The 26,491-nt window shown below is 61.2% G+C and carries 16 protein-coding genes and 3 pseudogenes; 9 read left to right on the top strand and 10 right to left on the bottom strand.

All coding sequences use genetic code 11. From position 1 onward, the window contains the following. Positions 1-49 precede the first annotated feature (49 nt). On the top strand, positions 50-2,380 hold the full coding sequence (locus tag EAH73_RS12910; protein WP_140467167.1) for a T9SS type A sorting domain-containing protein: 2,331 nt from the start codon (positions 50-52) through the stop codon (positions 2,378-2,380). A gap of 322 nt (positions 2,381-2,702) precedes the next feature. Here EAH73_RS12910 and EAH73_RS12905 read toward each other — a convergent pair whose 3' ends face one another. From EAH73_RS12905 to EAH73_RS12890, 4 genes are all read right to left on the bottom strand, one after another. Continuing rightward, a complete protein-coding gene (locus EAH73_RS12905; protein ID WP_140467165.1) occupies positions 2,703-3,494 on the bottom strand; it encodes a LytR/AlgR family response regulator transcription factor in 792 nt (263 codons plus the stop codon). A gap of 97 nt (positions 3,495-3,591) precedes the next feature. Further along, positions 3,592-4,644: a sensor histidine kinase gene (locus EAH73_RS12900; RefSeq protein WP_140467163.1), complete on the bottom strand. Its 1,053-nt coding sequence runs from the start codon at positions 4,642-4,644 to the stop codon at positions 3,592-3,594. Between the two features lie 381 nt (positions 4,645-5,025). Continuing rightward, the gene (locus EAH73_RS12895; RefSeq protein WP_140467161.1) at positions 5,026-6,393 is read right to left on the bottom strand and encodes a sensor histidine kinase; all 1,368 of its coding nucleotides are present in this window, start codon (positions 6,391-6,393) and stop codon (positions 5,026-5,028) included. Positions 6,394-6,395: 2 nt separating this feature from the next. Beyond that, entirely contained in the window at positions 6,396-7,751 is a 1,356-nt protein-coding gene (locus EAH73_RS12890) for a sigma-54-dependent transcriptional regulator (protein ID WP_140467159.1), read from the bottom strand. Positions 7,752-7,858: 107 nt separating this feature from the next. Between EAH73_RS12890 and EAH73_RS12885 the strand changes: the two genes are divergently transcribed. From EAH73_RS12885 to EAH73_RS12875, 3 genes are all read left to right on the top strand, one after another. Further along, the gene (locus EAH73_RS12885) at positions 7,859-8,545 is read left to right on the top strand and encodes an ABC transporter ATP-binding protein (RefSeq protein WP_140467157.1); all 687 of its coding nucleotides are present in this window, start codon (positions 7,859-7,861) and stop codon (positions 8,543-8,545) included. Positions 8,546-8,552: 7 nt separating this feature from the next. Further along, positions 8,553-10,952, top strand: coding sequence for an FtsX-like permease family protein (locus EAH73_RS12880; RefSeq protein ID WP_161599539.1), 2,400 nt, complete (start codon positions 8,553-8,555; stop codon positions 10,950-10,952). A 158-nt stretch (positions 10,953-11,110) separates the two neighbouring features. Beyond that, entirely contained in the window at positions 11,111-13,531 is a 2,421-nt protein-coding gene (locus EAH73_RS12875; protein WP_140467153.1) for an outer membrane beta-barrel family protein, read from the top strand. Between the two features lie 650 nt (positions 13,532-14,181). On the opposite strand, the gene EAH73_RS12870 is transcribed toward EAH73_RS12875, so the two are convergent. Beyond that, the gene (locus tag EAH73_RS12870; RefSeq protein ID WP_240047238.1) at positions 14,182-14,535 is read right to left on the bottom strand and encodes a winged helix-turn-helix transcriptional regulator; all 354 of its coding nucleotides are present in this window, start codon (positions 14,533-14,535) and stop codon (positions 14,182-14,184) included. A 169-nt stretch (positions 14,536-14,704) separates the two neighbouring features. Here EAH73_RS12870 and EAH73_RS12865 point away from each other — a divergent pair, with 169 nt between their 5' ends. Then, positions 14,705-15,580, top strand: coding sequence for an SDR family oxidoreductase (locus EAH73_RS12865; protein WP_161599538.1), 876 nt, complete (start codon positions 14,705-14,707; stop codon positions 15,578-15,580). Between the two features lie 970 nt (positions 15,581-16,550). On the opposite strand, the gene EAH73_RS12860 is transcribed toward EAH73_RS12865, so the two are convergent. Continuing rightward, entirely contained in the window at positions 16,551-17,684 is a 1,134-nt protein-coding gene (locus tag EAH73_RS12860; RefSeq protein WP_140467147.1) for a catalase family protein, read from the bottom strand. Between the two features lie 87 nt (positions 17,685-17,771). Here EAH73_RS12860 and EAH73_RS12855 point away from each other — a divergent pair, with 87 nt between their 5' ends. After that, positions 17,772-18,257, top strand: a complete 486-nt coding sequence (locus tag EAH73_RS12855; protein ID WP_140467145.1) for a MarR family winged helix-turn-helix transcriptional regulator — start codon at positions 17,772-17,774, stop codon at positions 18,255-18,257. Between the two features lie 676 nt (positions 18,258-18,933). Further along, on the top strand, positions 18,934-19,062 hold the full coding sequence (locus tag EAH73_RS23895; protein WP_262490745.1) for a hypothetical protein: 129 nt from the start codon (positions 18,934-18,936) through the stop codon (positions 19,060-19,062). Between the two features lie 142 nt (positions 19,063-19,204). Here EAH73_RS23895 and EAH73_RS12845 read toward each other — a convergent pair whose 3' ends face one another. From EAH73_RS12845 to EAH73_RS12835, 3 genes and pseudogenes are all read right to left on the bottom strand, one after another. Then, entirely contained in the window at positions 19,205-19,948 is a 744-nt protein-coding gene (locus EAH73_RS12845; RefSeq protein WP_410503764.1) for an SDR family oxidoreductase, read from the bottom strand. Positions 19,949-20,028: 80 nt separating this feature from the next. Further along, positions 20,029-20,388, bottom strand: a pseudogene (locus EAH73_RS12840) (IS1 family transposase); the annotation flags it as partial. Positions 20,389-20,888: 500 nt separating this feature from the next. Next, positions 20,889-21,503 (bottom strand): annotated as a pseudogene (locus tag EAH73_RS12835) (recombinase family protein). Between the two features lie 442 nt (positions 21,504-21,945). Between EAH73_RS12835 and EAH73_RS12830 the strand changes: the two are divergent. Both EAH73_RS12830 and EAH73_RS12825 read left to right on the top strand, forming a co-directional pair. Then, on the top strand, positions 21,946-22,239 hold the full coding sequence (locus EAH73_RS12830; RefSeq protein ID WP_019949546.1) for a putative quinol monooxygenase: 294 nt from the start codon (positions 21,946-21,948) through the stop codon (positions 22,237-22,239). Positions 22,240-22,335: 96 nt separating this feature from the next. Beyond that, the gene (locus EAH73_RS12825) at positions 22,336-23,217 is read left to right on the top strand and encodes a helix-turn-helix domain-containing protein (protein WP_140467141.1); all 882 of its coding nucleotides are present in this window, start codon (positions 22,336-22,338) and stop codon (positions 23,215-23,217) included. Between the two features lie 220 nt (positions 23,218-23,437). Here the strand turns inward: EAH73_RS12825 and EAH73_RS12820 are convergent. Continuing rightward, positions 23,438-26,458, bottom strand: a pseudogene (locus EAH73_RS12820) (Tn3 family transposase). Between the last annotated feature and the right edge of the window lie 33 nt (positions 26,459-26,491).

Below are 26,491 nucleotides of genomic sequence, written 5' to 3'. Positions count from 1 at the left end.
CCCGCCACCGGTGGCGGGCCCGTTTCCATTAGGTTCTAACCGTTTGCTTATGCTGCGCCGCTACGCCGTTTTGCTGTTGCTACTGCTGCTGGGGGCCCCGGCCGCCCGCGCCCAAACCGCTACTTTCGTCGGGTTCGAGTTCCGCGCCGCGGGGGCCGTGGTGGAGGGCGCCGACACGCTGCGCCAGGCCTGGGCCGGTGGCTTCAACACGCCCCAGTTCAGCAGCATCGACCTGAACGGCGACGGCCGCAACGACCTCTTCGCCTTCGACCGCCAAACCAACCGCTGCTACACGTTTCTGAACGCGGCGCAGCCGGGCGGCGGCCGCGGCTGGCAGTACGCGCCCGACTACGAGGCCCTGTTTCCGGCGGACCTGGCGGGCTGGGCCCTGCTGCGCGACTACGACTGCGACGGCCGCCCCGACCTGTTTAGCTACGTGAACGGGGGCGACATTCGGGTGTTTCGCAACGTAGCCGGCATCGGCGGGCGGCCCATCTTCCAGCTCACCACCAGCCAGCTGCGCTTCTCGGGAGCCGGCGTGGGCACCAGCAACCTCACCATTGGTGGCTACAACATGCCCGCCATTGCCGACGTGAACGGCGACGGCAAGCTCGACATTCTCAGCTACGACTTCGTGACGGCCAACATTATCGAGCTGTACCTGAATACCAGCCCCGATGCCTGCGGGGCGGCCCTAACCTATAAGATTGACACCAACTACTGGGCCCAGCTGCAAACGTGCGCCGCCTGCGCCGCCTACCAGCTGCCGGGCCTGGCCTGCCGGGGCGGCGTGCCGGCCGCCAAGCCCACCCACACCGGCGGCCACAACCTGCTGGTGCTCGACGTGAACGGCGACGGCGTGAACGACGTGCTCGACGGCCGCGACAACTGCCCCGAACTGGTGGCGCTGCTCAACCAAGGCACCAACCAGCTGGCCCGGCTCACGGCCAGTAGCATCCGCACCGATTTCCCATCGGCGGCCAACCCCGTGCGCCTGCCGGTGTTCCCGGCGGGGTACTTGGTTGATACCGATTTTGACGGCATTAACGACCTGGTGGTGGCCCCCAACATGCTGGACAACAGCCAGGACAACGTGAGCCAGCGCGACAACGTGCGCCTGTACCGCAACACGGCCGCCACCGGGGCCCCGGCCTTCGGTTACCAGCCCAAGGGCTTCCTCACCAACGACGTAATCGACGTGAGCGAGGCGGCGGCCCCCACCTTCGGCGATATTGACGGTGACGGCCTGGCCGATCTGCTCATCGGCAACAACGCCGACCGCGTGAACGGCCAGTACCGCGCCAGCCTCACCTACTACCGCAACGTGGGCACGGCCGCCAAGCCGGTGTTCAGCCTCGTGTCGCGCGACTACATGGGCCTGGCCGCCAAGGGCACCGCGCCCAACGTGTTCCTCGCCCTCAAGCCCGCGCTGGTGGACCTGAACCGCGACGGGGCCCTGGACCTGGCCTACGCCGCCAACTACCAGGGCGTCAACCGGATTTATTATATTTTGAACACGGCCGCTGCCGGCCGCCCGGCGGCGTTCGACCCCACCACGGCCAACTACTTCAAGCCCCAGGGCGCGGCGGGCAGCGGCGTGCTGCCCGGCTTTATGGGCGACATGCCGTGCTTCACCGACGTGGACGGCGACGGCAACGTGGACCTGCTGCTGGGCACCGACGACTACACCGAGCCGGGCCAGTCGCTGCGCTATTTCCGCAACCAGGGCCCCGGCGTGGTGCTCGAAAATGCCTTCGTGGCGGTGAATAACGACCTGGGCCAAATCCGCGACGGGGCCGGCGCCCGACCCTTCCACCTCAGCCCCACCGTGGCCGACTTCGACGGCGACGGCCTGCCCGACCTCGTGACGGCCGACAACACCGGCGCCGTCCGGTTCTTCAGCAACTACCGCACGCTGCTGGCCGGCCCCACCGCGCCCCGCACCAACCTGTTCTGGAACGCCCTGCTGAGCCAGTACGAAGCCAACCGCCTGGGCCAAAGCGCCCTGGTGCGCTACGGCCTGGCCGCGGCCGACGTGAACGCCGACGGCGTACCCGAGCTGTTCATCGGCACCGAAACCGGGGGCCTCAGCAGCTACGCCGTGCGCCGCGGCACGCCCACGCCCACGCGCCCTCCGGCAGCCGCCGCCACGCTGGGCCTAACCCTGTACCCCAACCCCGCCCACACCCAAGCCACCGTCGAAACCGCCCAGCCCACCCGCGTATCGGTAATCGACGCCACCGGCCGCCTCGTCCGGGCCCCCGACGCCCTGGCCCGCCAGCACGACTTGACCCTCAGCGGCCTGGCCCCCGGCCTCTACCTGGTGCGCGCCGAAGCCGCCGACGGCACCGCCGCCGTGCAGCGCTTGGCCGTGCAGTAGCGGCTAAGTCATGCCATTGAGTTGCCAAACTTGGTTCTGGGTAAAGACGCAGGTACAGTCGGTTGCGTCTAAATCACAGGATTCTCAAGCCGTGCAGGAGGTTAGCTGTGCTTTAATTATTGAACCGCTTTTTTGAACTGTTTTTCGCTGTTTCGCTTGAAACTTATTCCCGCGCCACTGCCCGTTGACTTGTTCACTAAAACGAGGGAATAAGTTAACCCTTACGGCGACCAGTTCAAAGCGCTTAACCCAAAGGGACGAACCGGCCGCTGGCGGGGACGAATGGCTGCCCACCGGGCCGCGGGACCCTACCCCTTTGCAATCAGCCACCGCCGAACTGCCGCAGGAATTGCTGCACGCCCTCGCTGTAGCTGCGCGAGGAGCTGAGGTGCGTGCCATCGTGCAGGGTCAGCAAAAACTCGCCGTGCGCCCAGGGGTGCAATTCCTTAATGTGCTGCGTATTGACGATGAGCGAGCGGTGAATGCGCAGAAACTGCGCTGGGTCAAGCTGCTGCGCCAGTTGGCTCAGGGTCGTGCGCAGCGGGTGCCGGGCCCCTTGCGCGTGCACCGTCACGTAGTTGGCCGCGGCGGCCAGGTACTGCACCTGCTCGGTGGGCACGAAGTAAAAGCGGCCCGGCTGCTTGATCAGCAGCTGGGTCAGAAAAGCCGCCGCGGCGGGCGCGGGCGGCTGCGTTTGCAGCAAGCCGGCTAGCTGCGGCTGGCGCTCGCCCTCCGGCTGCCGACTGCTGAGACGGCGCACGTGCGCGAGGCTGCGCGCGAAGCGGTCCGGGTCCAGGGGCTTGAGCAGGTAATCGACGGCATGGTTTTCAAAAGCTTGCAGCGTGTACTGGTCGTAGGCTGTCACGAACACCACCAGCGGCAGGCCCGGCAGGTCGCGCACGCGCTGGAGCACTTCCAGGCCGCTGAAATCGGGCATTTGCACATCCAGAAAAACCAGGTCCAGGTCGCGGTCGCCGCGCAGGGCGGCTACGGCTTCCATGCCGTTGCAGCACTCGCCCTCAATGCGGAAATCGGGCCACTCGGCCAGCAGCTGCCCGATGCGTCGGCGGGCCAGGGGCTCATCATCTACGACAAGGGTACGCAGGGGGTCCAAGGGCGGCGGGGTAGGATGATAAAAGAGATTTCAGCACGCGCGGCGCTAAGCTGCAAGGGCGTTTTTCTCGCCTGGCTAGTGACTGGGTATTGAGAAATCAAATGAGAAAAGGAAGTTCGAGGCGCACCACGGTGCCCTGGTCCGGGGCGGGGTCCAGCGCCAGCACGTAGCGCTCACCGTAGAGCATTTGCAAACGCTGCTCGGTATTGGCCAGGCCCACGCCGCGCGAAGTAGCCGGCGCCAGCCCCGGCCCAGAGTCGCGCACGGCCAGCAGCAACTGGTCGCCCCGCCGGTCGGCCTCAATGTGAATGCTGCCCACCCCGGCGGCGCTCAGCCCGTGGCGCACGGCGTTTTCTACCAGGGGCTGCAGCAGCAGGTGGGGCACCACGGCCAGCCGGGCCGCCGGGGCCACCTGTACCGTCACGGCCAGGCGGCCGGCGAAGCGCACCTGCTCCATCTCCAGATACAGCTGAATGAAGTGCAGCTCCTGCGTAAGCGGCACCTGCTGGGCATCGGTGTGGTCGAGCACCAAGCGCAAAAACTCGCCCAGCTTGGCCGTCATGCGCTGGGCAGCTTTCGGCTCGTCGCCGATGAGCGTGGCAATGCCGTTGAGGGTATTGAAGAGAAAATGGGGGTTGAGTTGCTGCTTCAGCACTTGCAGCTGGCTTTGGGCGAGCTGCGCGGCCAGGCGGCTGGCTTCCACGCTGCGGTGCTGCCAGCGGGCGTGGTAGTCGAGGCCGTACACCACGCACAGCAGCAGCCAGTAGATGGGCACCCAGGTATTAACCCCCGCCAAAATTGCCGCCCAGGAAACGGGGCCCTGCCCGCCGCTGGTCAGAAAAAGCGTGCTCAAAAAAATGGCGCGGTACACGATGGTCAGCACCACGCTGGCCCCGGCGTGCAGCAGCAAGTAAGGCAACCAGCGGGCCCGCCCCGCCGTGAGGTCGAAGCGCTGGGCCAGCCAAAAAACAAAGGGCGTGAGCAGGGCCCCCGTCAGGCCGTAAATGAGGGGGGCCAGCAGCAGCGCCCGCCCGTGCCAGGGCGCCGTGCCCACGAGGGCCTGCGCATACACGAGCACCAGCATGAAGAGCGTAAAGAAGCCCCAGGCGGCCGCGATGCGCAGCCAGGTGAGGCGGTGCAAAAGGAGCATGCGCGAAAACTAGGTAAGGCCGGTTCAACGAGGATTTCTAGTTTAGAGTTGGCGCGGCCACCCAGCTGCTAGGGCCTTCAGTATGTCTTCCCTGAAATGAGTGACCTGCAACCCGGATAGCCAATGAGCACCGTATTCTGGTGAGCTCCGAAAAAGCAGGAAATAAGGTGTACGGAGTCCTACTGCCTTATAGGCTATAGAACCATCCGAACTGAAGATTCTGCCCGGCGTATTTAGACAGGCCCTTATTGGAGTAACTATTGTTGGTAATCAACACCAATACAGGCATCATTTTACTACAATTCCTTGTGAGACAAGGTATAAGAATCACGGGTGTCGGTTCTAGGCTGTCAATTGCTACTAGTATTGATTGCTAATCAGTTAGGTTGAGGAATTAAGTTGTACTTGCGGAAACAACAGGTAAAATTGGCTGCCAACGCCTTCCACCGATTGCACTTGGAGACTCCCGCGGTGCAGTTGCATGATTTGCCGCGACAAGCTTAGGCCAATGCCGCTGCCGGTGGGCTTAGTAGTAAAGAAGGGGACGAAAATTTCTTCTACTAGTGCCGATGGGATACCAGTGCCATTGTCGGCCACTTCGAGTACCACGCGGTGTGGTGCCTGCTCGTAGCCTGCCAGGCGCAATTGGGGCGTGGCCTGGGTGTGCAGCGCTTCCAGGGCATTGGTTAGCAGGTTGAGCAGCACTTGCTCTATAAGCGCTAGGTCAGCTTGGATGCACAGGTCTGGGTTGGCCAGCACTACATCGGGCTCGCAGCCGCGCTGCGCAAAGGTGGGCTCAAGTAGCGTCAGCACGTGTTCGAAGAGCGACCAGACGGGTACGGTTTGGAAAGAAACTGCCGCGAGTTGGCTAAACTGCCGGTACGTTTGGGTGAAGTGCAGCAATCCCTCGCTGCGCTGGCGAATAACGGCCAAGCTGCGACCCATGTCGGCGGGCAACGGCCCGGCAGCCGGGGCAACGGCCAACTGCTGGTGCAGCGTATCGGCCAGCGAGGCAATGGGCGCCACCGAGTTCATAATTTCGTGGGTTAGCACCCGTAGTAGTTTCTGGTAGGCGAGGGCTTCGGTTTCTTCCAGCACTTCGCGCACCGGCTGGAAAGCTACCAGCAACGAGCGGCCGTACTCATCGGTAAAAGCCGTGGCCGAAAGCAGCACCGGCTGCTGGTGCAGGCGAATCGTGCGGTTGTCGCCCGGTCGTAGCGCCAGCAGGGTCGCATAGAGCCCCGCATCGCGCTTTTCCAAGGCCTGGATATTCTTCAGATAGGGCACGCCCAGCAGGCGCTTCAGCGACTCGTTCATCCAACGTATGTCGCCGGGAGTTGACTTGCCCGGCTCGGCATGCGGGTCGTGAAAAGAAAGAATACCAGTGTTGACTAGCGCCAGCACATTCTGCAGGTACAGGTGCTGTGCCTCCTTCTGGCGGGAAAGCTGCTGAAACGAGCGATTTATTTGGTTGAACGCCTGCCGCAGCTGACTTGCGCTGGCCGGCACTTGCTGTGTGCCGAAGGTAAGGGCGTAGTCCTCGTAATGAAGTCCGGCCAAGAAATCGGCTAGATCGCGGTTACTGCGGTTGAGGTAGTGTGCTAATTCAGCCACCAGCCCAGCCGCCAGCAGCAGGCCCGGCACCCAATAGAGGGGCTGCTGGCTCACCAAGGCATAGGCCACGCCCGTGAGGGCGAGCAGCAGCAGACTGGCGCGTCCTAGCAGCGCCACAGGGTACGAGTGGCGCATGGCTAGATGTTATGCTTGCCCAGGCGTCGGTACAGGGCCATGCGCGTAATACCCAGCTCGCGGGCGGCCTGGGAGATATTGCCCTGATACTTGTCAATAACGCGTTGGATAGCTGACTTTTCCAGCTCATCGAGCCGCAGTGGCGCGGCAACGGGCACGGTACTTTCGAGGGCCGAAAACAGCAAATCCTCCGCCCGCAATGTGACACTTTCGGCCATAATAACGGCTCGTTCCAGGGTATGCTGTAGCTCTCGCACATTACCTGGAAACGGGTGCGCCCGCAGCCGCCCCAGCGCCGACGGGGTTAGCGTGAGGTCAGCTTTACGGTATTTTTCGGCGTAGTGCGCGGTGAAATAGTGGGCGAGCAGTTCCACGTCGTCGCCACGCTCGCGTAGAGGTGGTAGGGTTATTTCGATGGTGTTGAGCCGGTAGACAAGGTCTTTGCGGAATCGGTCTTCGGCCGCCAATTGATAGAGCGGCGCGTTGGTTGCCGACACCACTCGCACGTCGATAGGCACCGGTGCATTACTGCCCAGGCGCGTCACTTGGCGGTTTTGCAGCACGGCCAGCAGCTTTACTTGCTGCGGCAGCGGCAGATTGCCAATTTCATCCAGAAACAGCGTGCCGCCCTGCGCCGCCTCAAAGCGGCCGGGCCGGTCTTGCCGGGCGTCAGTGAATGCCCCTTTAAGGTGACCAAACAGCTCGGACTCAAATAAACTCTCCGTTACGGCCCCTAAATCCACGGCCACAAACGGGGCCGCCGCCCTAGGTGAGAGGTGGTGCAGCAGCCGGGCTACCACATCTTTGCCAGTACCGTTTTCGCCCAGAATGAGCACGTTGGCATCGGTGGCGGCTATTTTTTCAAGCTTGTAGCGCACAGCCTGCATGGCGTCGGACTCGCCGATGAGCGCCGCTGTGCCGCTGGCGGACTGGGTGGGGGTTGCGCCAGTTCCGCTGGTGCGGCCCAAAGCTTCCGTAAGGGCCGCCACCAGCTTCTCGTTGCGCCAGGGTTTTACCACGAAGTCGCGGGCCCCTTCTTTCAGCGCCCGCACTGCTAGGTCGATGTCGCCGTAGGCCGTCATGAGTACCACGGCGGTGCTGGGGGCCAACTGGCGCAACTGCGCCAGCCAGTAGAAGCCCTCGTTGCCGGTGTTGCGGGCGCGCTGGTAGTTCATGTCCAGCAGCACCACGTCGAAGCGCATTTGGCGCAGCAAAGTGGGCATGCGCTCAGGGTTTTTCTCCGTCGTGACCTGGCTTACCAGCGGCTGCAGCAGCACGGCCAGCGCCAACAGCACGTCGGGGTCGTCGTCCACGATAAGAACGGTAGCTTTAGCTAAAACAGGGAGAACACTGGCCATGCGGCGCAAAACGAGGGTTGGCTGCTCAAAAGTAGCCCGGTGGGGTGGGATGCGCGGCCAGTGGCCCGCGCTCAAGCGTACTTTGCGGCTTCACTACCACCTGACCCTTGCTTGCGCTGCACCACGTTCAGAAAATATACCGGCCCACTGGCTGGCTGGCCGGCGGTGTTGAAACGCCGGCCTTGCTCAACGTGAGCCTGCAAGTAGCCGCCGCCGATTTTGTGGCCATTATGGGGCCGTCGGGCTGCGGTAAATCAACTTTGCTCAACGTGCTCGGCCTGCTCGACACGGTAGATGGCGGGCAGTATCTATTCGAGGGCACGGACGTGACGCGCCTGAGTGAGCGGCAACGCGACTTGTTCCGGCAGCCCCGCATTAGCTTCGTCTTTCAGGATTTTAACCTCATTGATGAGCTGACTGTGTATCAGAACGTGGAGCTGCCGCTGGTGTACGCCCGCGTGCCCGCCGCCGAACGGCGGCAGCGGGTAGAAGCCGTACTGGAGCGCTTGCAACTGCTGCACCGGCAGCAACACCGGCCGGCGCAGCTTTCGGGTGGGCAGCAGCAACGGGCGGCCATCGCGCGGGCAGTCGTAAGCCAGCCCCGCCTGTTACTAGCCGATGAGCCCACCGGCAACCTCGACTCGGCTAACGGGGAGGCCGTAATGCGCCTGCTCACCGACCTCAACGAGGCGGGCATGACGGTAGTGATGGTAACCCACTCGGAGCAGGATGCCCTGTACGCGCACCGCACCGTGCGCCTGCACGATGGGCAGGTACTGCTCGCGACGCATTAATTATCAAATGCTTCCGCACCTACTCTACGCCCTGCGCATGCTGCGCCAGCACCCCGCCTACACGGCCCTGAACGTGGGGGGGCTGGTATTGGCATTGGCGTGCAGTCTGTTGCTATACTGGTTCGTGCGCTTTCACCAGAGCTTCGACACCTACCAGCCGCAGGCCGCTCGCATCTGCCGGCTGGTGACGGAGCAGCGTTACGGGGGCATCGCCTATAACGCGGGCATTCCGACGCCAGTAGGTCCCGCATTGCGGCGCGAAGTGCCCTGGCTGCGGGCCGTAGCCATGAGCATCGGGCAGGCCGACCAGTACGTGCGGGTGCTGGGGGTGGCCGGGCAGCTGGAAGCTACGTACGCCGAAGACAAAGCCGTGGCCTTCGTGGAGCCCGCATACTTCTCGATTTTGGCTTACCACTGGCAGGTGGGCACGGCAGCGCGGGCGCTGCGCCGGCCCTTTACGGCGGTGCTCACGCGGCGGTTGGCTCACCGGTATTTTGGCGCGGCCAATCCGCTGGGTCGCTGCCTGCGCCTCAACAACTCCCTCGAAGTACAGGTGACAGGGGTACTGGGCGACCTGCCGCCAAACACCGACCAGCCCTATGAGCTGTTCATTTCCTATGCCACGCTGCGCTATTACCAGCACGCGGGCACGCCGCTCACTTCCTGGGAGCAGGTTAGCTCGCAGACGCACGCCTGGGTGCTGCTGCCGCCCGGCGGCACCCCCGCCCAATTGGAGAAAGCGCTTATGGCGCTGCATCGGGCGCACTTTCCGGCCACGCTCGGCAACCAGCGCTACCGGGTACTGCCCTTGCTGGCACAGCATTTTTCGGCCTCTTATAACGAAGGCCGCTACATTGACCGCGCTACGTTGCAAGTACTAATCCTGATTGGGGCACTGCTGGTACTCACGGCGGGCGTCAACTTTGTGAACCTGGCCACGGCGCAGGCCCTGGGCCGGGGACGCGAAATAGGCGTGCGGCGCACGGTGGGAGCCACCAGCCGGCGCATTTTCTGGCAGTTTATGACTGAAACCTTGCTGCTGGTGCTGGCCGCTGCCGGTGCGGGCCTGGTGCTGGCCTACGCCGGGCTACCCGGCCTGCGCGGGTGGACCGATGCGCCGGTGCCGCTCCAGCTCGACGGGGCAGCGTGGCTGTTTCTGGCTGGGCTGGTGACGCTCGTGACGCTAGGCGCGGGCTGGTACCCCGGCCGGGTGCTGGCTGGCTTCCGACCGGCGCAGGTGCTAAAGGGGCAAGCCCCCACGCTGGCGGCCGGAGGCCTGTGGGTGCGGCGTGGCCTAATAGTGGCGCAACTAGCGCTAAGCCAAGGGTTTGTGCTGGCCGTGCTGGTGATGTTTCAGCAACTCACGGTGTGGCTCACCGCCGACCCCGGCTTTGCCAGCCGCGACCGGGTGCTGCTGCCCGCCCGCCCGCTGCGGCCCGCCGTTTTCCGGCAGCTCCGCCAAGAGCTAAGCCAAGTGCCGGGCGTGCTGGACCTAAGCTTCTGCTCTGATGTACCCGCTCTGAGCACCATCAATACCAGCCCATTTGCCTATGACCACCGCGCTGCCCGCGAGCCGTTTCTGCTGGCGCGCCTACCCGCCGATGCGCAGTACGTGCCGCTATTTGGCTTGCAACTGGTGGGGGGGCACAACCTACCCGCCAGCGACACGGTGCGCGGCTACCTGCTTAACGAAACGGCCGTGCGCCACTTGGGGGTCGGCTCGCCGCAGGCCGTTATCGGCCACCACCTGAGCCTTGAAAACGGGGACGAGTCGTCGGCGGGGCCTATTCTGGGGGTAGTGCGCGACTGGCGCTACCAGGGCTTCCAGAATGAGTCGGTTTCCCTTGTGCTCTATACTAACCGGACCGAATACCGGGCCCTAACTCTGCACCTGGCTCCGAGCATGGGCGGTACCCCACCGCCCGCCGTGCGCGCCATCTGGCACCGCTATTACCCCAACCAGCTCTTCAGCAGTACACGCCTCGCCGACGTCTTGGCCGGGTTTTACGACCGGGAGCGGCAGCAATTGGCCATCGTGCGGCTGGCAGCCCTCACGGCCATTGCGGTAGGGTGCTTGGGCTTGTACGGGCTCATCGCGTTTCTGGCGCAGCGGCGAGCCCGCGAAATCGGCATCCGCAAGATATTCGGAGCGCGGCCCTGGCAGATTATAGCCTCGTTTGTGGGCGAATTTGCCGGGTTGCTGGTAGCGGCTTTCCTGGTAGCCGCACCGCTTGCGGGCTGGCTCATGCAGCGTTGGTTGGTACAGTTCGATACACATATTAGCTTGTCCCCCTGGCTATTTGGGGCTACCCTGGCAGGTACGGCGGCCCTAACGCTGCTCACCATCGGCTACCTGACGCTGCGAGCGGCGCTGGCCCCACCCGCGCCGGCCCTGCGGGCAAAGTAGTAGGCTTGCGCCTGTTCAGTAGCGAGCAGTAAGTGTTCGCTTTCGAACACTTATTACGGTTCTGTATTTTTATAATTACTTGATTTAAAGTCAGTTAACTAGATGGCACAAACCTGGTAGCGGAACGGGTAAATTTAACCAAGCCCTTGCTCTCTACCTTGAAGTGCTCTGTACTTACCTTGCTGTTCACGCTGCTTAGTTACCTCACCTTCGCCCAAGCCGGTGTAGTCAAGGGCCGGGTAGCCGACGCCAACGATGCCCCCGTGCCCTTTGCCACCGTGGCCATACTTACTGCCGCCGATTCTAGCTTAGTAAAGGCTGATGCAGCCGATGTAAGCGGAGCGTTTGCCATAATCGGCTTGCCGGCCGGGCGCTACCGACTGCGGGTAATGGCCGTAGGATTTGCCACGTACACCAGCGCCCCGCTTGCGCCGGGCGGGGCCAACCTAGGCACCCTCGTGTTGAAGTCCACGGCCCACGCGCTGGGCGAGGTGGTGGTACAGGGCGAGCGGCCCGCTGTGGAGCACACGCTCGGCAAAACCGTGCTCAACGTGCGTAATCCGCTATTTAAAACCGCTAGTACTGCCCTCGACGTGCTAGACCGGGCGCCGGAGTTAGTGGTGAGCGCCGACGGCGCGCTCAGCATTGCGGGTCGGTACGCGCCAGTGGTATACATTGAGGGACGACAGCAGCCACTCACGGCCGATGAGCTACGCAATCTGGCCGCCGCCGACATCGATCAGGTGGAGGTTATCGCCAATGCGTCGGCGCAATTCGACGGCGAGACGCGGGCCGTGATTAATATCAAGCTCACGCGTGATAAAACGCTGGGCTGGAAGGGAAGCCTCTACGGCGGCTACTCCCAAAATCACCGCCAAGCCGGCTACCAAACCGGGGGCAGCGCTACTTACAAAACCGACCGTTGGGCCTATTACGGCCGCGTAGGCTACGCCCTGTCGCCAAATTACGTAACCAATGAGGCGCTACGCACCGTGCGTACCGCGCAAGAGGCTACCCTGTTTAGCAGCAGCGGCCTCCACACGACGGTGAATCGGCCGCTATCCTACCAGTTCTCGGCCGACTACGCGCTGCGCAAAAACCACCAGCTTGGGGTGTTTGCCAAAGGCAACTGGGCACCCGGCACCCAAGACTTAACCAGCCTGACCGAACAAACCGGCCAGGCTACAGGCGGCGCCACGCCGGGCCGCATACTGCTCGACGTAGCCAGCCACACGCAGTTAACGCCCAGCAACGTGGCCCTGGACTTGAACTACGCCGGCACGCTTAACAGCCGGGGCGACAAGCTGCTGGCCTTCGCCGACTATGCCACCTACCGCACACCTAGCCATCAGTTGTTGCAAAACAACTTTCGCTCGGAGCAGGGTGCGGCTTTGCGACTGCCGTTCGTGTTGGCGGGGCAGTTTGCCACCGACATCACCATCCGCTCGCTGCGCGTCGACTACACCCACGCACTCGGGAAAGCCGGCAAGTTGGAGTTAGGCAGCAAGCTGGTAGATACGCACTCGGCCAATGATGTACGCAACGACTCGCTGCAAGCTGGCGACGTTGCCACCGGTACTTATGGGTATGATGCCTCGCGCAGCAATCAGTTTCGCTACCACGAGCAGATTGTAGCTGGCTATGTCCAATTCTCGCGCGCCTGGAACGGCCTGCAGGTAGAAGCCGGCCTGCGGGTGGAGAATACCACGGCGCGGGGCACTTCGCTCACCCTGGGCCAGGAACTGGACCGGCGTTATTTTCGCTGGCTGCCGAGCCTGAAAGTGGAGCGAAAACTTACGGAGGCCAATAGCTTGACCTTGAGTTACTCGCGCAAAATGGAACGGCCTGCTTTTTGGGAGTTGAACCCCGCTCCCCTCTACGCCGACTACTACACGTACATTGAGGGCAACCCCTTTCTGCTGCCCGTGACCCACAACACGGCCAGCCTGAGTTACCAACACAAAGCACTGACGTTTAGCGCTAATTATCTGCTCGACAAAGATGTATTTGTGCAGATTCCGTTGCAAAACGACCAAACTAAGGTCATTCGTTATACACGCTTTAACCTGGGCCAGCAAACGCAGGCGTGGCTCGACGTGGCGGCCCCCCTGAGCTTAACACGCTGGTGGAAAACCCAGCATTATGCTCAGTTCTCCTCTCTGCGCACGCAGTCAGCCTACCCCAGCGGCGGCACCATCGACACCCACGGTTGGCAGTTCAGCGTCGATGGCAGCCAAGTATTCACCCTGCCCAAGGGCTACAGTTTGGAAGTGAAATACTTCTATAACTCGCCCACAACCTCCTCCATTTACTATAACTACGCCAACGGCTCCGTGTCGCTGGCCTTGCAAAAAGACGTGTTGCAGAAGCACGGTAACGTGCAGCTGAGTGTAGGTGATGTTTTCAATACCTATCGCGAGCATTTCGCCACCCAGTACCAGAACATCGACCTGGACATCCTACAGCGGCGCAACACCCGTCAGGCTACGCTACGCTTCACCTACAACTTTGGTAAGTCCACGTTTAGTAGCAAAAATCAGGCGTCGGGCAGCGCCGAAGAGGAAGGCCGCGCCAGATAGCCCCCGCTTCTTTACCTATGCAGCTCTACCTACTTCCGCTGACGTCAGCCCCTCTTCCTGCTGGTGCTAGGCACGCGTACCGTTCGTGGGGATAGCCTACCCAAAGAAATTGAAGGCATACTACTGTGAAATAGCATCCCGCCTTCAGGAGCTTTGGCGACTGGGCGAGCTACAGAGCAAGCCCGAGCGCTGCGATTATACTTGGTTCCTGTACTACATACATTATATGTAGTAGGTATTTAAACCACTTTTTAAGGCCAGATGCCGTTTTAAGGTTAGGGCGTGGCTGTTGCAGAACTCAATTGAGTATTGTATGCCTAGCCATTACGCAGACAAAGCGGGCGCGTAAAATGGTTGAAAAGCGGCTTTTGGAAAGTCTTGGCGCTAGCTACACCCCGCTTCGAACAAGCTGAAGTTTGTTGCAACAGCCACAGGCCCTTATTGGATGCTTTTCGAGAGGGCGTTTCCAGTGCGTGGAGGCCCTTTTTTCGAGCGTTTTTGGCTAACCCTTATTGGAGTAGTGTGCCTCTGCTCATATTAGCAGGGCAGGGTATCAGATAGCCAGCCATTTTTTTCAAAGAGTTGGCCCCTATGGTTAGGTTGCTACCCGAAAGCTGCTGGGGACTGTAAGCTACTGCTGTACCAAACTTCTAACTGAGACCCCCCTGCTGGCGGGCGGCCGTAATGGCCGGCAGCTGGTCGGCCGCCCAACTGCCCAGCGCCACCAGCTGGCCCAGCAGGCTCTGCCCCAGCGCCGTGAGGTGGTACTCCACGCGAGGCGGCACTTCCGCGAACACCGTGCGGGCTACGAAGCCGTCGTGCGCCAGCGCTCGCAGCGTGACCGTAAGCATGCGCTGCGAAATACCGGGGATGCGCTGGCGCAGCTCGTTGAAGCGCAGCTGCTCGGCGCTGCCCAGGTGCAGCACCGTGAGCAGCGACCATTTGTCGCCGATGCGGGCCAGCACATCGCGCACCGGGCACGCGGTAAAGCCGTCGACGGGCACCGTTATTAATTTTTTGGCTGCGGCCGCATTTTTAGTATGTTGGCTATGAGCAATAGTTACCTGCATGTGCCTTGGAAAGGAAAAAATGCCCTCTTGCGCCGCGCAAAAGGGACCGAATACCTTTGGGTTATCAAAAGTAACCATTGGACTTCAAACCCACCTTTCCCCTATGTATGCCATCACCGGCGCTACCGGCCAACTCGGCCAAGCCACCCTCCACGCCTTACTCACTCAGGTAGCCCCCAAGCAAGTGATTGCCGTGGCCCGCGACCCGCAGAAAGCCGCCGACCTGCGCGCCCGAGGCGTGCACGTTCGGCCCGGCGACTATAACGACCCGGCCTCGCTGACGGCCGCCTTCCAGGGCGTGGACACCCTGCTGTTCATCGCCACCAGCGAGCTAGCACACGCCGTGCGCGTGCAGCAGCACCAGCACGTAATTGATGCGGCGAAGCAGGCCGGCGTGCGCCACGTCGTGTACGTGAGCGGCGTGAACCCGACCCCCACCTCCAAGTTCGGGGCCTCGCCCGGCCACTACGCAACCGAGCAGTACCTGCGCCAGTCGGGGCTAGCCTACACCCTGGTGCGCGATACGCTGTACCTGGACTTGCTGCCCCTGCTGCTCGGCCCCACCGTCGTGGCCGACGGCCAGTTTTACTTCGCGGCCGGCGAGGGCCGCGTGAGCTTCGTGCTGCGCACCGACGTGGCCCAGGCGTTGGCCAACCTGCTCACCAGCCCCGGCCCTGCCAACCAGGTGTACGAGCTGGCTCCCGCCCCGGCCCACACCCTGGCCGAAGTGGCCAGCGCGTTGAGCGAGGTAGTGGGCCGGCCCATCCAGTACGTGGAGATTTCTGAGGAGCAGTTGGCCAGCGGGGCGCGCCAGCAGCAAGTGCCCGAGCCCTTCATCACGCTGCTGACCGGCATGGCCGCCGCCATGCGCGACCAGGAGTTCGCGGCCACCAGCCCCGCCCTGGCGCAGTTGTTGGGCCACGCCCCCACCACGCTCAAAACTTACCTGCAAACCGTGTACGGAAGCCAGGTAGCCTAGGCTATTTCAACGGACAGGCAGGCGTTAACAGCAACGAGCGAGCGGGTCGACCCGCTCGCTCGTTGCTGTTAACGCGTAGCTCTAGTTGCCGGCCAGGCAGCGCTACTCGACAACTCCTTGAGGGGTGCTGCATGCGAAAGGGCAGCATCACCCGCTGAGTAGCCAGCCCTACCGTTGTCCCCCGACCAGTTCGTAAGCTGCAAAGCGGGATTATCAACCAACTAGGAAAGCTACCAACGTGGAATACCAGGAGCTTGCCTGTTCGAAAAAGGCACCAACGTGCCGTAGCAAGAGACGATAGTCTTAGCCGCCCTTGGAAGCCAAACAGCGGGCAGCAGGAAGTCATTTTTCCTATCGAAAGGGGAAGCGTACAGGTTGACCTCCTGCTAATAAACTAGCCTAAGCTAAAGTAGAAAAAGCGTTGCTTATCGTCGAGTGAGGTAACTGGTTCAGATAGGTAGCAACAAGGAAACGTCATTCTCACTTATTCGTCGGGTGCTCTATCAACGCATCCAGAGTCAAACCACTCCTTATTATTTAAGGAGTAACCAGCTTTCGTGGTCAGCGAGCCAAGCGACGCTAATTCTTCTTTTTGCGCTACAAAAGCTGTCTGAACCACCTCAGCCCTTTACCGAGACTTTAGGTATCATAATACTTACTTATGAGCAGCTGGCCAATAAAAGTAGTGGAGATTCACTTACATGGACTTTAGGTACGATGAGTGTTCTATACAGACAGTCCCGACCTTCGGCCGAAGGTCGGGACTGTCTGTATAGCGCATAAGAGCAGGTATTCCCCTCCAAGTAAGGGCCGCCTTGATGTATACGGCGGCGTTTATAAACCTTACCTTAGGCTCTGGCAGTTGATGAAGAAGCCACTATCCGGCAATACTAGCAGCTCGTGTCAGCCCGAAAGCTCCAGCCACTAGCTACCCAGGTGGTTCCAGCCGCCGGACTAGATTAGGGAAGAGTTAGTCGGGCACCTCGGCGTGGCTGCGGGGCTCGGCGGGGACTACGCCATTGGCTTGTTGACGAAAATCCTGCGCTTGGATATAGACTTTGGTACGCACGCGCATGATGGAGCCTAGGGGCCGGTGGGCTTCCAGGGCGTGCACGGGGTTGAAGGCCAGGCGCTCATCCACGTACTGGCGCCGGGCTTCGGAATAGGCTTCCTGCGGGGGTAGTACCAGCCGGGCCACGGTGCGGTAGGGACTTTGCGCCTCGGGCCACACAACGGCGGCATCCTCCACGGGCATGGTTTGCAGGTCGGTGCAGAGCTGCACGCGTACCTCGTAGGTGCCCGCATGCTGCGTATAATAGGCTTGCATAGCGTGGCGCTGGGCTTCGTCGTCGTGGCTGGTGTCCAGGGCCGGGTCGCCGATGGCGGCCAGCGTTTCCGGGGTTGGGAAGACGGCGAGCTTGGCGATGTAGTCGCCGTAGCGCACCGGGGCCTGGCTGTAATAGACCTCGCTGGCCGGGTGCTGGGGGGGGCGACCGAAGAAGCGCAGGTTGCTGCTTTCCAGGCCCACGGTTTCCAACGCAGCTTCTGCTCCTCGGGCGAGGCGCGACCCGGCCACGATCAGGTTTTCCGGTATGCTTGGCGATTTGGCGGCAAACCGCCGAAACGTGCGCAAGAAGTCCTCGGCTGTGCTGGCTACGAAGGCCGGGTCGAGGGCCAGCACCCAATCCTGGGTAGTGGTTTCGCGGCTCTCGGGCAGGTGCGGGCCCTCGACCCCGAGCACCTTGAGCGAGAGGCCCCGTTGGCCGGAGGCTTTGTCGGAGACGGGGTTGCTGGGACCGGGGGCGTAGCGTACCAGCACGTCGTAGCGGCCGGGCCGGGCAAACAGGCCCTGCGCCAACTCGGGGGGGAGGTCGTCGGCTATCAGAAGCGTGCCTTTGAGCAGGCCTACCGCCTTGGCGTGGGTGGCGTGCATGGCGTGGCCGTGCGCTCGGCGCACGGTTTGGGCCATGCCCAGCACCGTTTCGCCGGTTTGAAGTAGCAGCTCGGCCTCGTTGGGCAGTAGTTGTTCGACCTCGGGCGTGTAGCGCACCGGGCGAGGAGGCTGCGGTGTCTCGGTCGGAGTGGAAGGGTGGTCAGTCGCCATGGGGGAATGAAAAGGGGGTAAGGAAGAAAGAGGACCCTAGGGCCGTTGTAGCCTAGGGGCCGTAAGTTTGGTTTTTTACTCCGTCGTATGCCGGTTGATGTTCAGGCGCTGGCGCAGCTTTTCGCCCGCGCCCCTTTTTCGCACCCCACCGAGGCGTCGGGGTTCTTGCTGTGGCGGGTGGCTCACCGCTATCAGCGCGACATCGACCGGGCGTGCGCTGCCGTCGACCTGACGCATTTGCAGTTCATCACCCTGCTGCTCAGTGGGTGGCTGGGGCGCGCCGGGGCCATTGTGAGCCAGGTTGAGTTGGCGGCCACCAGCGGTATCCACCCCATGCAGCTCTCGCAGGTACTCAAGGCGCTGGAGCAGAAGGCGCTGGTCGAGCGCCCCCGCAACCCGGCTGACAGCCGGCGCAAGCAGGTGCAGCTTACCGCGGCAGGCGTGCACGCGCTCACGCAGGCCATTCCGCTGGCCGAAGCGGCGCAGCGACAGTTCTTCGAAGGAGTAGCTGACCAGCCGCAGTTGCACCCGCTGTTGTTGCAAGTAGTCAGCAGTTGGCCTGACGAAGTGTAGGGAGCTAAGGTCAACCAGCAAATCGGCAAACGTGACCACAGGAATAAATACTAAACGCATTTAGTATTTAACACCCGAAGGGGCATAAATGTTAACGAGCCCCGACCACTAGCTACTAGTGACGCACGAAAGTTGAAACGGAAAACCCGGCGATGCCGCTGGCAGGGCTAACATTCAGTAGTGCCTGCTTTGGCGCAATTCTAGGAGCGCCGAACGGTGGTTGACCGGTCGGGCAGACATAAGCTCCTGTATCATAAAGATGCGCCGTAGCGAACCGGTCGACTTAGTGGTCACGAGCGGGAAGTGCCGTTTAGGTCTTGGGGAAAGGGTACTCGCATAAGTCGGCTTGCAAGCAGCAGGCGCTGGTGCTTGGAGTTCTTGTGCTAAGACTTTTTATGTACTAGGCAATTCTGGGCAGCTAAACAAGAAGGTTGATTGGAATCTGATAGTAGGTGGCATTCTAAGAAAGCTGCATCTTACCATGCCACCTGATTTCTCTACTTTAGTTTGGTCTAGTTTGATGGGAGCAGGTCAGTTGCCGAAGCGATACGCAACAGACTGCGTCGCCACCCGCGAACTGGAATGCGCTCGAGAATGCTCCTCATGACTGACATGTATTGACCGGGCCTTGTCACGCCGGTGATGCTCAGCACGAACTGGCCAGCCCGTTTAGCTTTTGTGCCAACCTTTTACCCAAGGCCAAGTTTCGGACGCGGTGCTCGATGCGCCGGGCTCACTTATCATTCAGGAAGCGGGCAACCGGACGTTCTCGATGCAGACCGCGCTGCACGAGCTGCTAAAATAGCCAGCCTACCTACTATATTAAAGCGCCTGTCAGGCTGAGCTGGCGCAGCATTTTTTCGCGTGAGAAATCATATTTCTAACGGAAGATGCTGCGCCAGCTCAACCTGACAGGCGCTTTGAGCTACCAGATATGGACGACGTGCTTAAAACTCCTGCACCGTGGGGCGTAGCACAATTTCGTTGATATCTACCTCGGCGGGCTGCTCGATGGCGAACGCAATGGCCCGGGCCACTGACGACGCTGGAATAGCCTGTTTGTAGAACTCTACCACGCCCTTGGCACTTTCCTCGTGCGAGCTGCCGTGCTGTAGCTCCGACTCTACCGCGCCGGGCTCGATGCTGGTGACGCGAATGCTGCCGCCTACTTCGTGGCGCAGCCCGTCGGATATGGCCCGCACGGCGTATTTGGTGCCGCTGTACACGGTGCCGCCGGGGCTGAACACTTTGATGCCCGCCACCGACGAGATATTGATAAAGTGCCCGGACTTTTGCTGCTCGAACACGGGCAAGGCGGCCGCGATACCGTAGAGCACGCCTTTGATGTTGATGTCAATCATGCTGTTCCACTCGTCCACCTTGGTGGCACTCATGGGCGCAATGGCCATCAGGCCGGCGTTGTTGATGATAACGTCGAGGCGACCAAACGCTTCTACAGCCTTATCAACCAAGGCTTTTACTTCTTCGGCTTTGGTTACGTCGGTTTGCAGAATCTCTACCTTTCCGCCTGCGGCGCGAATATCGGCAGCAATTTTTTCCAGGTTTTCGAGGCGGCGCGCGCCTAGCACTACGGCGGCACCTTTGCTGGCCAAATGGCGAGCCGTAGTTTCGCCCAGCCCGCTGCTAGCGCCCGTGATGACGACTACTTTATTTTCGATATTCTCCATGATGTTCCTCGTTTGGCCTCGCTTTACTTAAGGCGATGTGGGGGAGAACCGGTAGCTACAGCAGTTGTTTCTTGGGTGGTGGTCTAATTTAAGGTGAGAGTGTAGTTATCGATAACGATTTTAATGCGGGCAGTATGGATTGCCAAACTTTTGCTAAAGGAGCAGGATTTGCGCACCAGCATACCGCACCGCTGCCGTAAGGAGCAATTACTAGCTTCGACAATACTGGTTTGCCCTTCGCCTTTCAGATACGGGCGGTGTCGCCAGCGGGGCAGCACGTTTGTATAGGCATTCCAGCGGTCGGTAAAATACCAGCAGTGGCGGCGGTAGCGACGCGGCAAGGCTTGCCACAGCCGCTGCGCCGTTTGAGCACTGCGGTTGCCCAAAACCCACGCCACGATGCGCCGACTGGCGCGTTCGACCGCAAGCAAGAGCCAGACCTTATGCGCTTTACAGCGTTTTTTCTAAAACTTCTTCCGCCGCAGTCGGGGCAGCGGGGGCGAAGCTGCCCGCGCTTTTTTTAGCAGCTTAGCCACCGTCACGCGCGCCACGCCCGTGGCGTGCACAATGCTACGTTGGGAGTTGCGTTCTACTTAACAGTTTTTCCACCTGGGCATATTGGGCGGCTTTGGCGACAGCAGCGGGCGTAAAACGCGCTTGGTAGCCACAGGCTTTACACTGATATTCGGCATGCCCTTGGCTCGGACCATTGCGCCGAATAGGTTCGCTGCCACATTGGGCACATAGATGTTGCGTGTAAACCATAATCCCTCCTACGCTTTTCACCTCTTAATAGACCACCGCCCAGAAATTCTTCCTTGTCGGGGGGGAGGTGACTGGTTACACTCCAGTCAGCTAGGTAGGGTGTTGTTAAACAAATAGGGTAAAACCTCCGAGTCCATGGCTAAAAGGGGTTCTTCTTCCCAAAGGGCGGATTTACACGCTAAGCACTTTTTAGCTTCTGGGCGTAATTGTAGACGGTGCCATAGGCCAGGTCTAACTGCTTGATGACTTGATTCATAGATAAGCAATTGCGCAGAAGCTGCGCAATGGCCTCCTGCTTAGACTGGGCCAGTGGCGGCCGGGCCACATGCTTGCCCTGGGCTTTGGCCCGGGCCATGCCGGCGCGCACGCGCTGGCTGATGAGCGTGCTCTCAAACAGGGCCAGCGAAGCCATGACGTGGAACACCAACTCGCCCGTGGGCGTGGTGGTGTCGATATTTTCCTGGTAGGAGACGAAGTCCACCCCTAGGCTCTGGAATTCCTTCGGCGCGTTGACCAGCGCCTGGGTCGAGCGGGCAAAGCGGTCGTAGCGCCGGACCAGCACCGCGTCGAGCTACCGGTTCTTGGCCGCCGCCATCATCCGTTTGTACTGAGTTCATTCCTCGCTGGTACCCGAGGCCTAGTCCACGTATTCATCGACAACGGCAAAGCCGCGGCGCTGGGCGTACTCGCGCAGGGGGCGCAGCTGCGTCTCCGGGGCCTGCCCTTTGTCGAGGGTGGAGACGCGGGCATAGAGCGCCACGCGGGTGGGCTGGTCGGTCGGGTTGGCGGGCATCGGAGGTTATCAAAAAGGAGTTCCTTGTTGATAGGCAGCACGCACCCGCTCTACAGCGTAGAATCAGTCTTTCTCAGGCAGTACTATAACCCTCTTTGATAACCGGGCTTAGCGTGTAAATCCGCCCTTTTGGCAAAAGAACCCCAGAATTCTCAAGGCAGCTCAGCAACTACGTAGAATAGTTCCTGAGCATAGATGAACGGCCTGCTCATGTTCTTTTCTAGCCTGTCTCGAAGCCTCAAGCCCTTCACGTTTTGCATCGTGCCGAGTTCTGCAACAGCCACTGCACCATTCGGGGCCAGTTAAACCATGATACACGAGCTCACATACTGGTTTGAAGCGGCCATGGTCTTTTTGTCCAGCCACTAGTTGCGTCCGTCCATGTTAATCCTTTCAGAGAGGCAGCACCTTTGTTATATCAATTTACCTAACCCCCACTTCCATGAAGAATGTAGGATTGCTGGTCCGGCTCGAAGCGAAGCCCGGTAAAGAGCAGGCAGTACTCGATTTTTTGACGGGCGCTCTGCCCCTGGCTCAGCAAGAGCCGGCTACCATAACCTGGTATGCTATTCAGCTGGCGCCGGCCACCTTCGGTATCTTTGATACCTTTCCGGATGAAGCAGGCCGGCAGGCGCATCTGAACGGCCCTATTGCCGCTGCGTTGATGGCCCATGCGGCCGACTTGCTGGCCGTGCCGCCTGTCATTGAACAAGTAGCTATCTTGGCTGCCAAATAATTACCAGCCCCTAAAGCGACCTATGCCTGGGCATAGGTCGCTTTAGGGGCTGGCGGGCAGTTAGTCCAGTTGGCTAGCTGCTATTCTTCTCACGCGATGGCGATTGACTGTCTCCTGCTAACTCATCCGCACACGGGTGAATTAGCGTTTCGAAGCTACTCCTTTAGCGACGACACCCCGTTTAATTACTTACAACGCAATAATTATTACTCCCTCATTCTGCTTACGCAGGGCAGCGGCGAGATACGCGCCAACTTTGCCACCTACCTGTTTGCTGGCAGTACGCTGTGTTGTTTTGGCCCTTACCAACCTTACACTATCCAAGCCAGCACCGCTGTAGCGGGCCTGGTCCTGGATTTTCATGCCGACTTTTTCTGCATCTACCGGCATCAGCAGGAGGTAGCTAGCAATGGCATCTTGTTCAACACAATTTTTGAGCCGCCCTTCTTCCCGGTTACAACAGAGGCGGTGCGTGAATTTGCCGCCCTGGCAGCTGTGATGCAAGAGGAAGTACGGCGTCAAGAGGTAGCACAACAAGAGTCCATCGTATTATATCTGAAGCTCTTTTTGCTGAAAGCTATCCGTATTCGTACTGCACAGCCCGCGTTAGGCACCGAGCAGAACCCGTCTGGCCGGGAGCCCTGGCTCCTGCAGCAACTTCAAGATGCCATTAATACGCACTACCGCCACCTGCACACGGCCGGGGAGTATGCCGACCTGTTACGAGTTCCCGCCCGAAGCCTAACGCGCCTAGTCAAGTCCCATTATCAGAAGACGCTCAGCCAACTCATCACGGAGCGAATCATTATGGAGGCCAAGCGCGAACTGTACCTAACCAGTCAATCCGTCAAGGCTATCGCCTTCGCGCTGGGCTTCGGGGATGAATACTATTTCAGCCGCTTCTTCAAGAAAAATACGGCCGTATCGCCGCAGTTTTTTCGTGAATCAGTTGGGTTCGCAAAAGCAGAAGAAAGCTAGCGCTGTTGAGCTGCTAGCGTTTGGCTGGAGAAATCGTTTTTCTCAACCAGACCGCGGGCTTTCTTCTATAGGCTGCTGGCTCCGAAAGAGACCCCATACGGCGCATAGTATATAAAAAAATTATAATTATATAGGTAATTTAGGTGGCGTTAAACAAATAGGGTAAAACCTCCGAGTCGTCCGGTTAGGGGTAGCACAAGAGTAGGAACAGAAACTATCGCTAGGCCCATTCACCAAGCGATGCTTCCCAGGGTGTGAGGGTGCGCAAGGGACGCAGTTGCCCAGCCGCAACAGATTCGGGCAGCGTAAAATCGTAGCGGCCCAGCATATTCACGTGTTCATGCAGCAAGGGCGAGAGGCGGGCCACATCCTCCGGGTTTACGTGCTCCTCCGTTTCCTGCCACCGCTCTAATGCTTGTTGCAAATAGCGCGTATTCCACAGCACCAGGGCGTTTACGACCAGGCCCAGCGCCCCGAGTTGGTCCTCCATTCCCTCGCGATAGCGCTGGCGCAGCTCGCCTTTCTTGCCGTGAAAAACGGCGCGGGCCAGCGCGTGGCGGCCCTCGCCGCGGTTGAGCTGCACCAGGATGCGCCGCCGGTAGGCCTCGTCGTGGACGTAGGCTAACAGGTAGCGCGTTTTTTCCACCCGGCCCAGTTCGGCCACCGCCCGGCCCAGGCCCGAGAGCGACCCCGCCCGCTGCAAGGTGCGCATTACCGCCGTGGCTTTCACCCGGCCTAGCTTGAGGGAGCCGGCCAGCCGCAACATATCCTCCCAATGGTCATAGATGAGCCGGGCGTTGACGACGTGCCGGCTTACTTCGTTGAGGGAACCATAATCGTCGTCCTTGCTGAGGCGCCAGAACCGTTGGTCGGCGAGGTCCGCTAAGCGGGGGCTGAAACGGTAGCCTAATAAGGCGAACAGGCCAAAGACTACCTCGCTGGAGCCGTGGGTATCAGCCATGATTTCACGTGGGTCTAGGTTGGTTTGCTGTTCCAGCAGCCCGGCCAGGATGAACAGGGAGTCGCGCAGCGTACCGGGAATGACGATGCCGTGGAAGCCGGTGAACTGGTCGCCGGTGAAGTTGTAGTAGGTCACCCCGCGCTGGGAGCCGTAGTATTTGCGGTTCCACCCGGCGTGCAGCGTGCGCACGGGCACGACGAAGCGCATCCCGTCGGCCGAGGCGACTTCTCCGCCACCCCAGGCCTGGGCCAGGGGTAATTGCGCCTGGCCGTCCACCAACCGGGCGTTGGCAGCGGTGAGCGTTTCCACGCGCACATAGTTTTGCTGCACCCAGGACAAGCGGGGCAAGGTGAGGGCCGGTACCTCGGCCCGCGCCACGGCCTTGAGGCCAATATTACACGCCTGGGCCAGCAGCACCGCGCAGATGCTCAGTGGTAAATCGGCCGCTTTGCTTTGGCCGTCGGCCACGTGGGTAAAAGCGTCGGCAAATCCCGTGAACGCGTTCACCTCCAGCAGCAGCGCCGCCAGTTCCACGTGGGGCAACTGCTGGGTAAGCTGCGTCCGCAGTTGCAGCAAGCTTTCGGGTTCTTCCTGGGCGGGTAACGGGCTTACCCGCACGTAGGGCAAGCCGTCGTGCTGCAACACGTGCAGCGCCGTATTGTGGGGCAGGGCCTCGCGAACGTCCGCATAGGCCGACCGCAGCTGCGCTTGGAGCCGCGCCAGTTCCAGGGCCGGGTCGAGCGAACGGCCCAGCGCCCGCGCCACCGATTCACGCGCCGCGTCCCAGTCCTCGCCGCGTAGCATTTCCGCGCGCGGGTCGCCGTAGCGCTCACTCGTCGTCACAAACACTTCTCGACGGCGCAACGCCTGGTGTAGGCGGTCCAGCACGCAGAGCGTGTACGCGGCGGGGTTCACCTCGTCTCGACTGGCAAACACCTGCCGCGCCCAGCTTTTGGGCACAAAGGTGCGGGGCGCAGTCCCCCATTTGGGCCGGCACCGCCCACCTGCTTCCTGGGCTCGTAAAAAGTACCAGGCATCGAGCAGGGGTTTGGCCGAGGGGGAACCTTCCAACGCAATTCCGTTCAGCAGGGCCAGCAGAAACCGGCGTACGGTCGCGTAGCTACCACTCAGGGCTTGGAACCGGGGGTCGTCGGCGGGACTGGCCAGCGCCTGCACCGCGTCGGCTGCTTCTCGCAAGGAGGCTTCGCCAATGCGGCTCAGCACCTGTGCCCGAATCTGGGCTTCGGGCACGGATTCGTCCAACATCATGCGCACGGCCTGTTGCAAGACCAGCGCGGCGTGGTCCAAATCCTTCAGGGAGCGCAGCCGCTGGCGGCGGCGCTTGGTTTCGCCCCGTAGGGCGAGCGCTGTCAGCAGCCCGTCGAAGAGGTCGAGCACATCGTCAGTGGCCGTGCGTTCAAGGGCCTGGGCGAAGGCTAGCAGGGTGGCCAGGCGGCGTTCTTCTCCCATCCGCGCCAACGTCTGCCCCCAGGCCACTTGGGCGTGGCGGGCCAGCCGCACCACTCGGGCTTCGGGCAGGTCGTGCAGTGAAATGCCCCCTACGCCGAGGGCGCGCACGTGCTCCAGCCGTCCCAACGCGGCCACCAGAGCGGGACTGGAAACGCGGGTCGGCGCGGTGCGCAACGTTTCCAGTCGGGTGAGTCGCTGGCCAGGCGCTACCAGCAACAGCGATTCCAAGGCCTCTTGCTGTACCGGGTTCAACCGGTTGCGGAGTTGGTGGTACAGGTGACGGCCCGTACGCTCGCGGACCCGCGCAATCAGGCGGGCCAGCACCGTCACGCCGGGCAGCACGACGCGCTGGGCCACCAAGTGCGCGGTCGCCAAATCAAAGAGCACACTGGGCCGCACGGTGCTGGTGAGGACCTGCGCGTAGAGCCAGCGCGTGAGGCGGAATGCTTGCCGGCCCCCATAGGCCGCAAAGCCCAGGTACGCCACAATGCGGGCCTGGTGGTCCGAGAGCGTATTTGGGCGGGTATACCGCGCAGGCCACGCGTCAGTGCCTACCTGAAGCTGCTGCGCCAAGGTGGCCACCACGACGGCCGGCACCTAGGTAGGGATGGGCAGAAACGTGCCTAAAAACCGGAGTGTACACAACTGCACAGCACACCCGAGTTGGGTGTACGCCCGGCGGTAGTCGGCCAGAAACTGTAGGTCCTGCGGACTCAGGTAAAAGAAACGGGCCAGTTGTTCCGGGCTAGGGTCCGTCTGGTAGCGCCCATAGCGGGCCGCCTGCTCGTCGCTCAGAAATTCTACCGGCATTGTCCTGTAGTCGCGTGTCCCCGCTGGCGGCGG

It is taken from the genome of Hymenobacter nivis, assembly GCF_006439025.1.
Lineage (GTDB): Bacteria > Bacteroidota > Bacteroidia > Cytophagales > Hymenobacteraceae > Hymenobacter > Hymenobacter nivis_A.
Note: the sequence above shows the minus strand (reverse complement) of the source record. Positions and strands in the feature narration are given on the sequence as shown.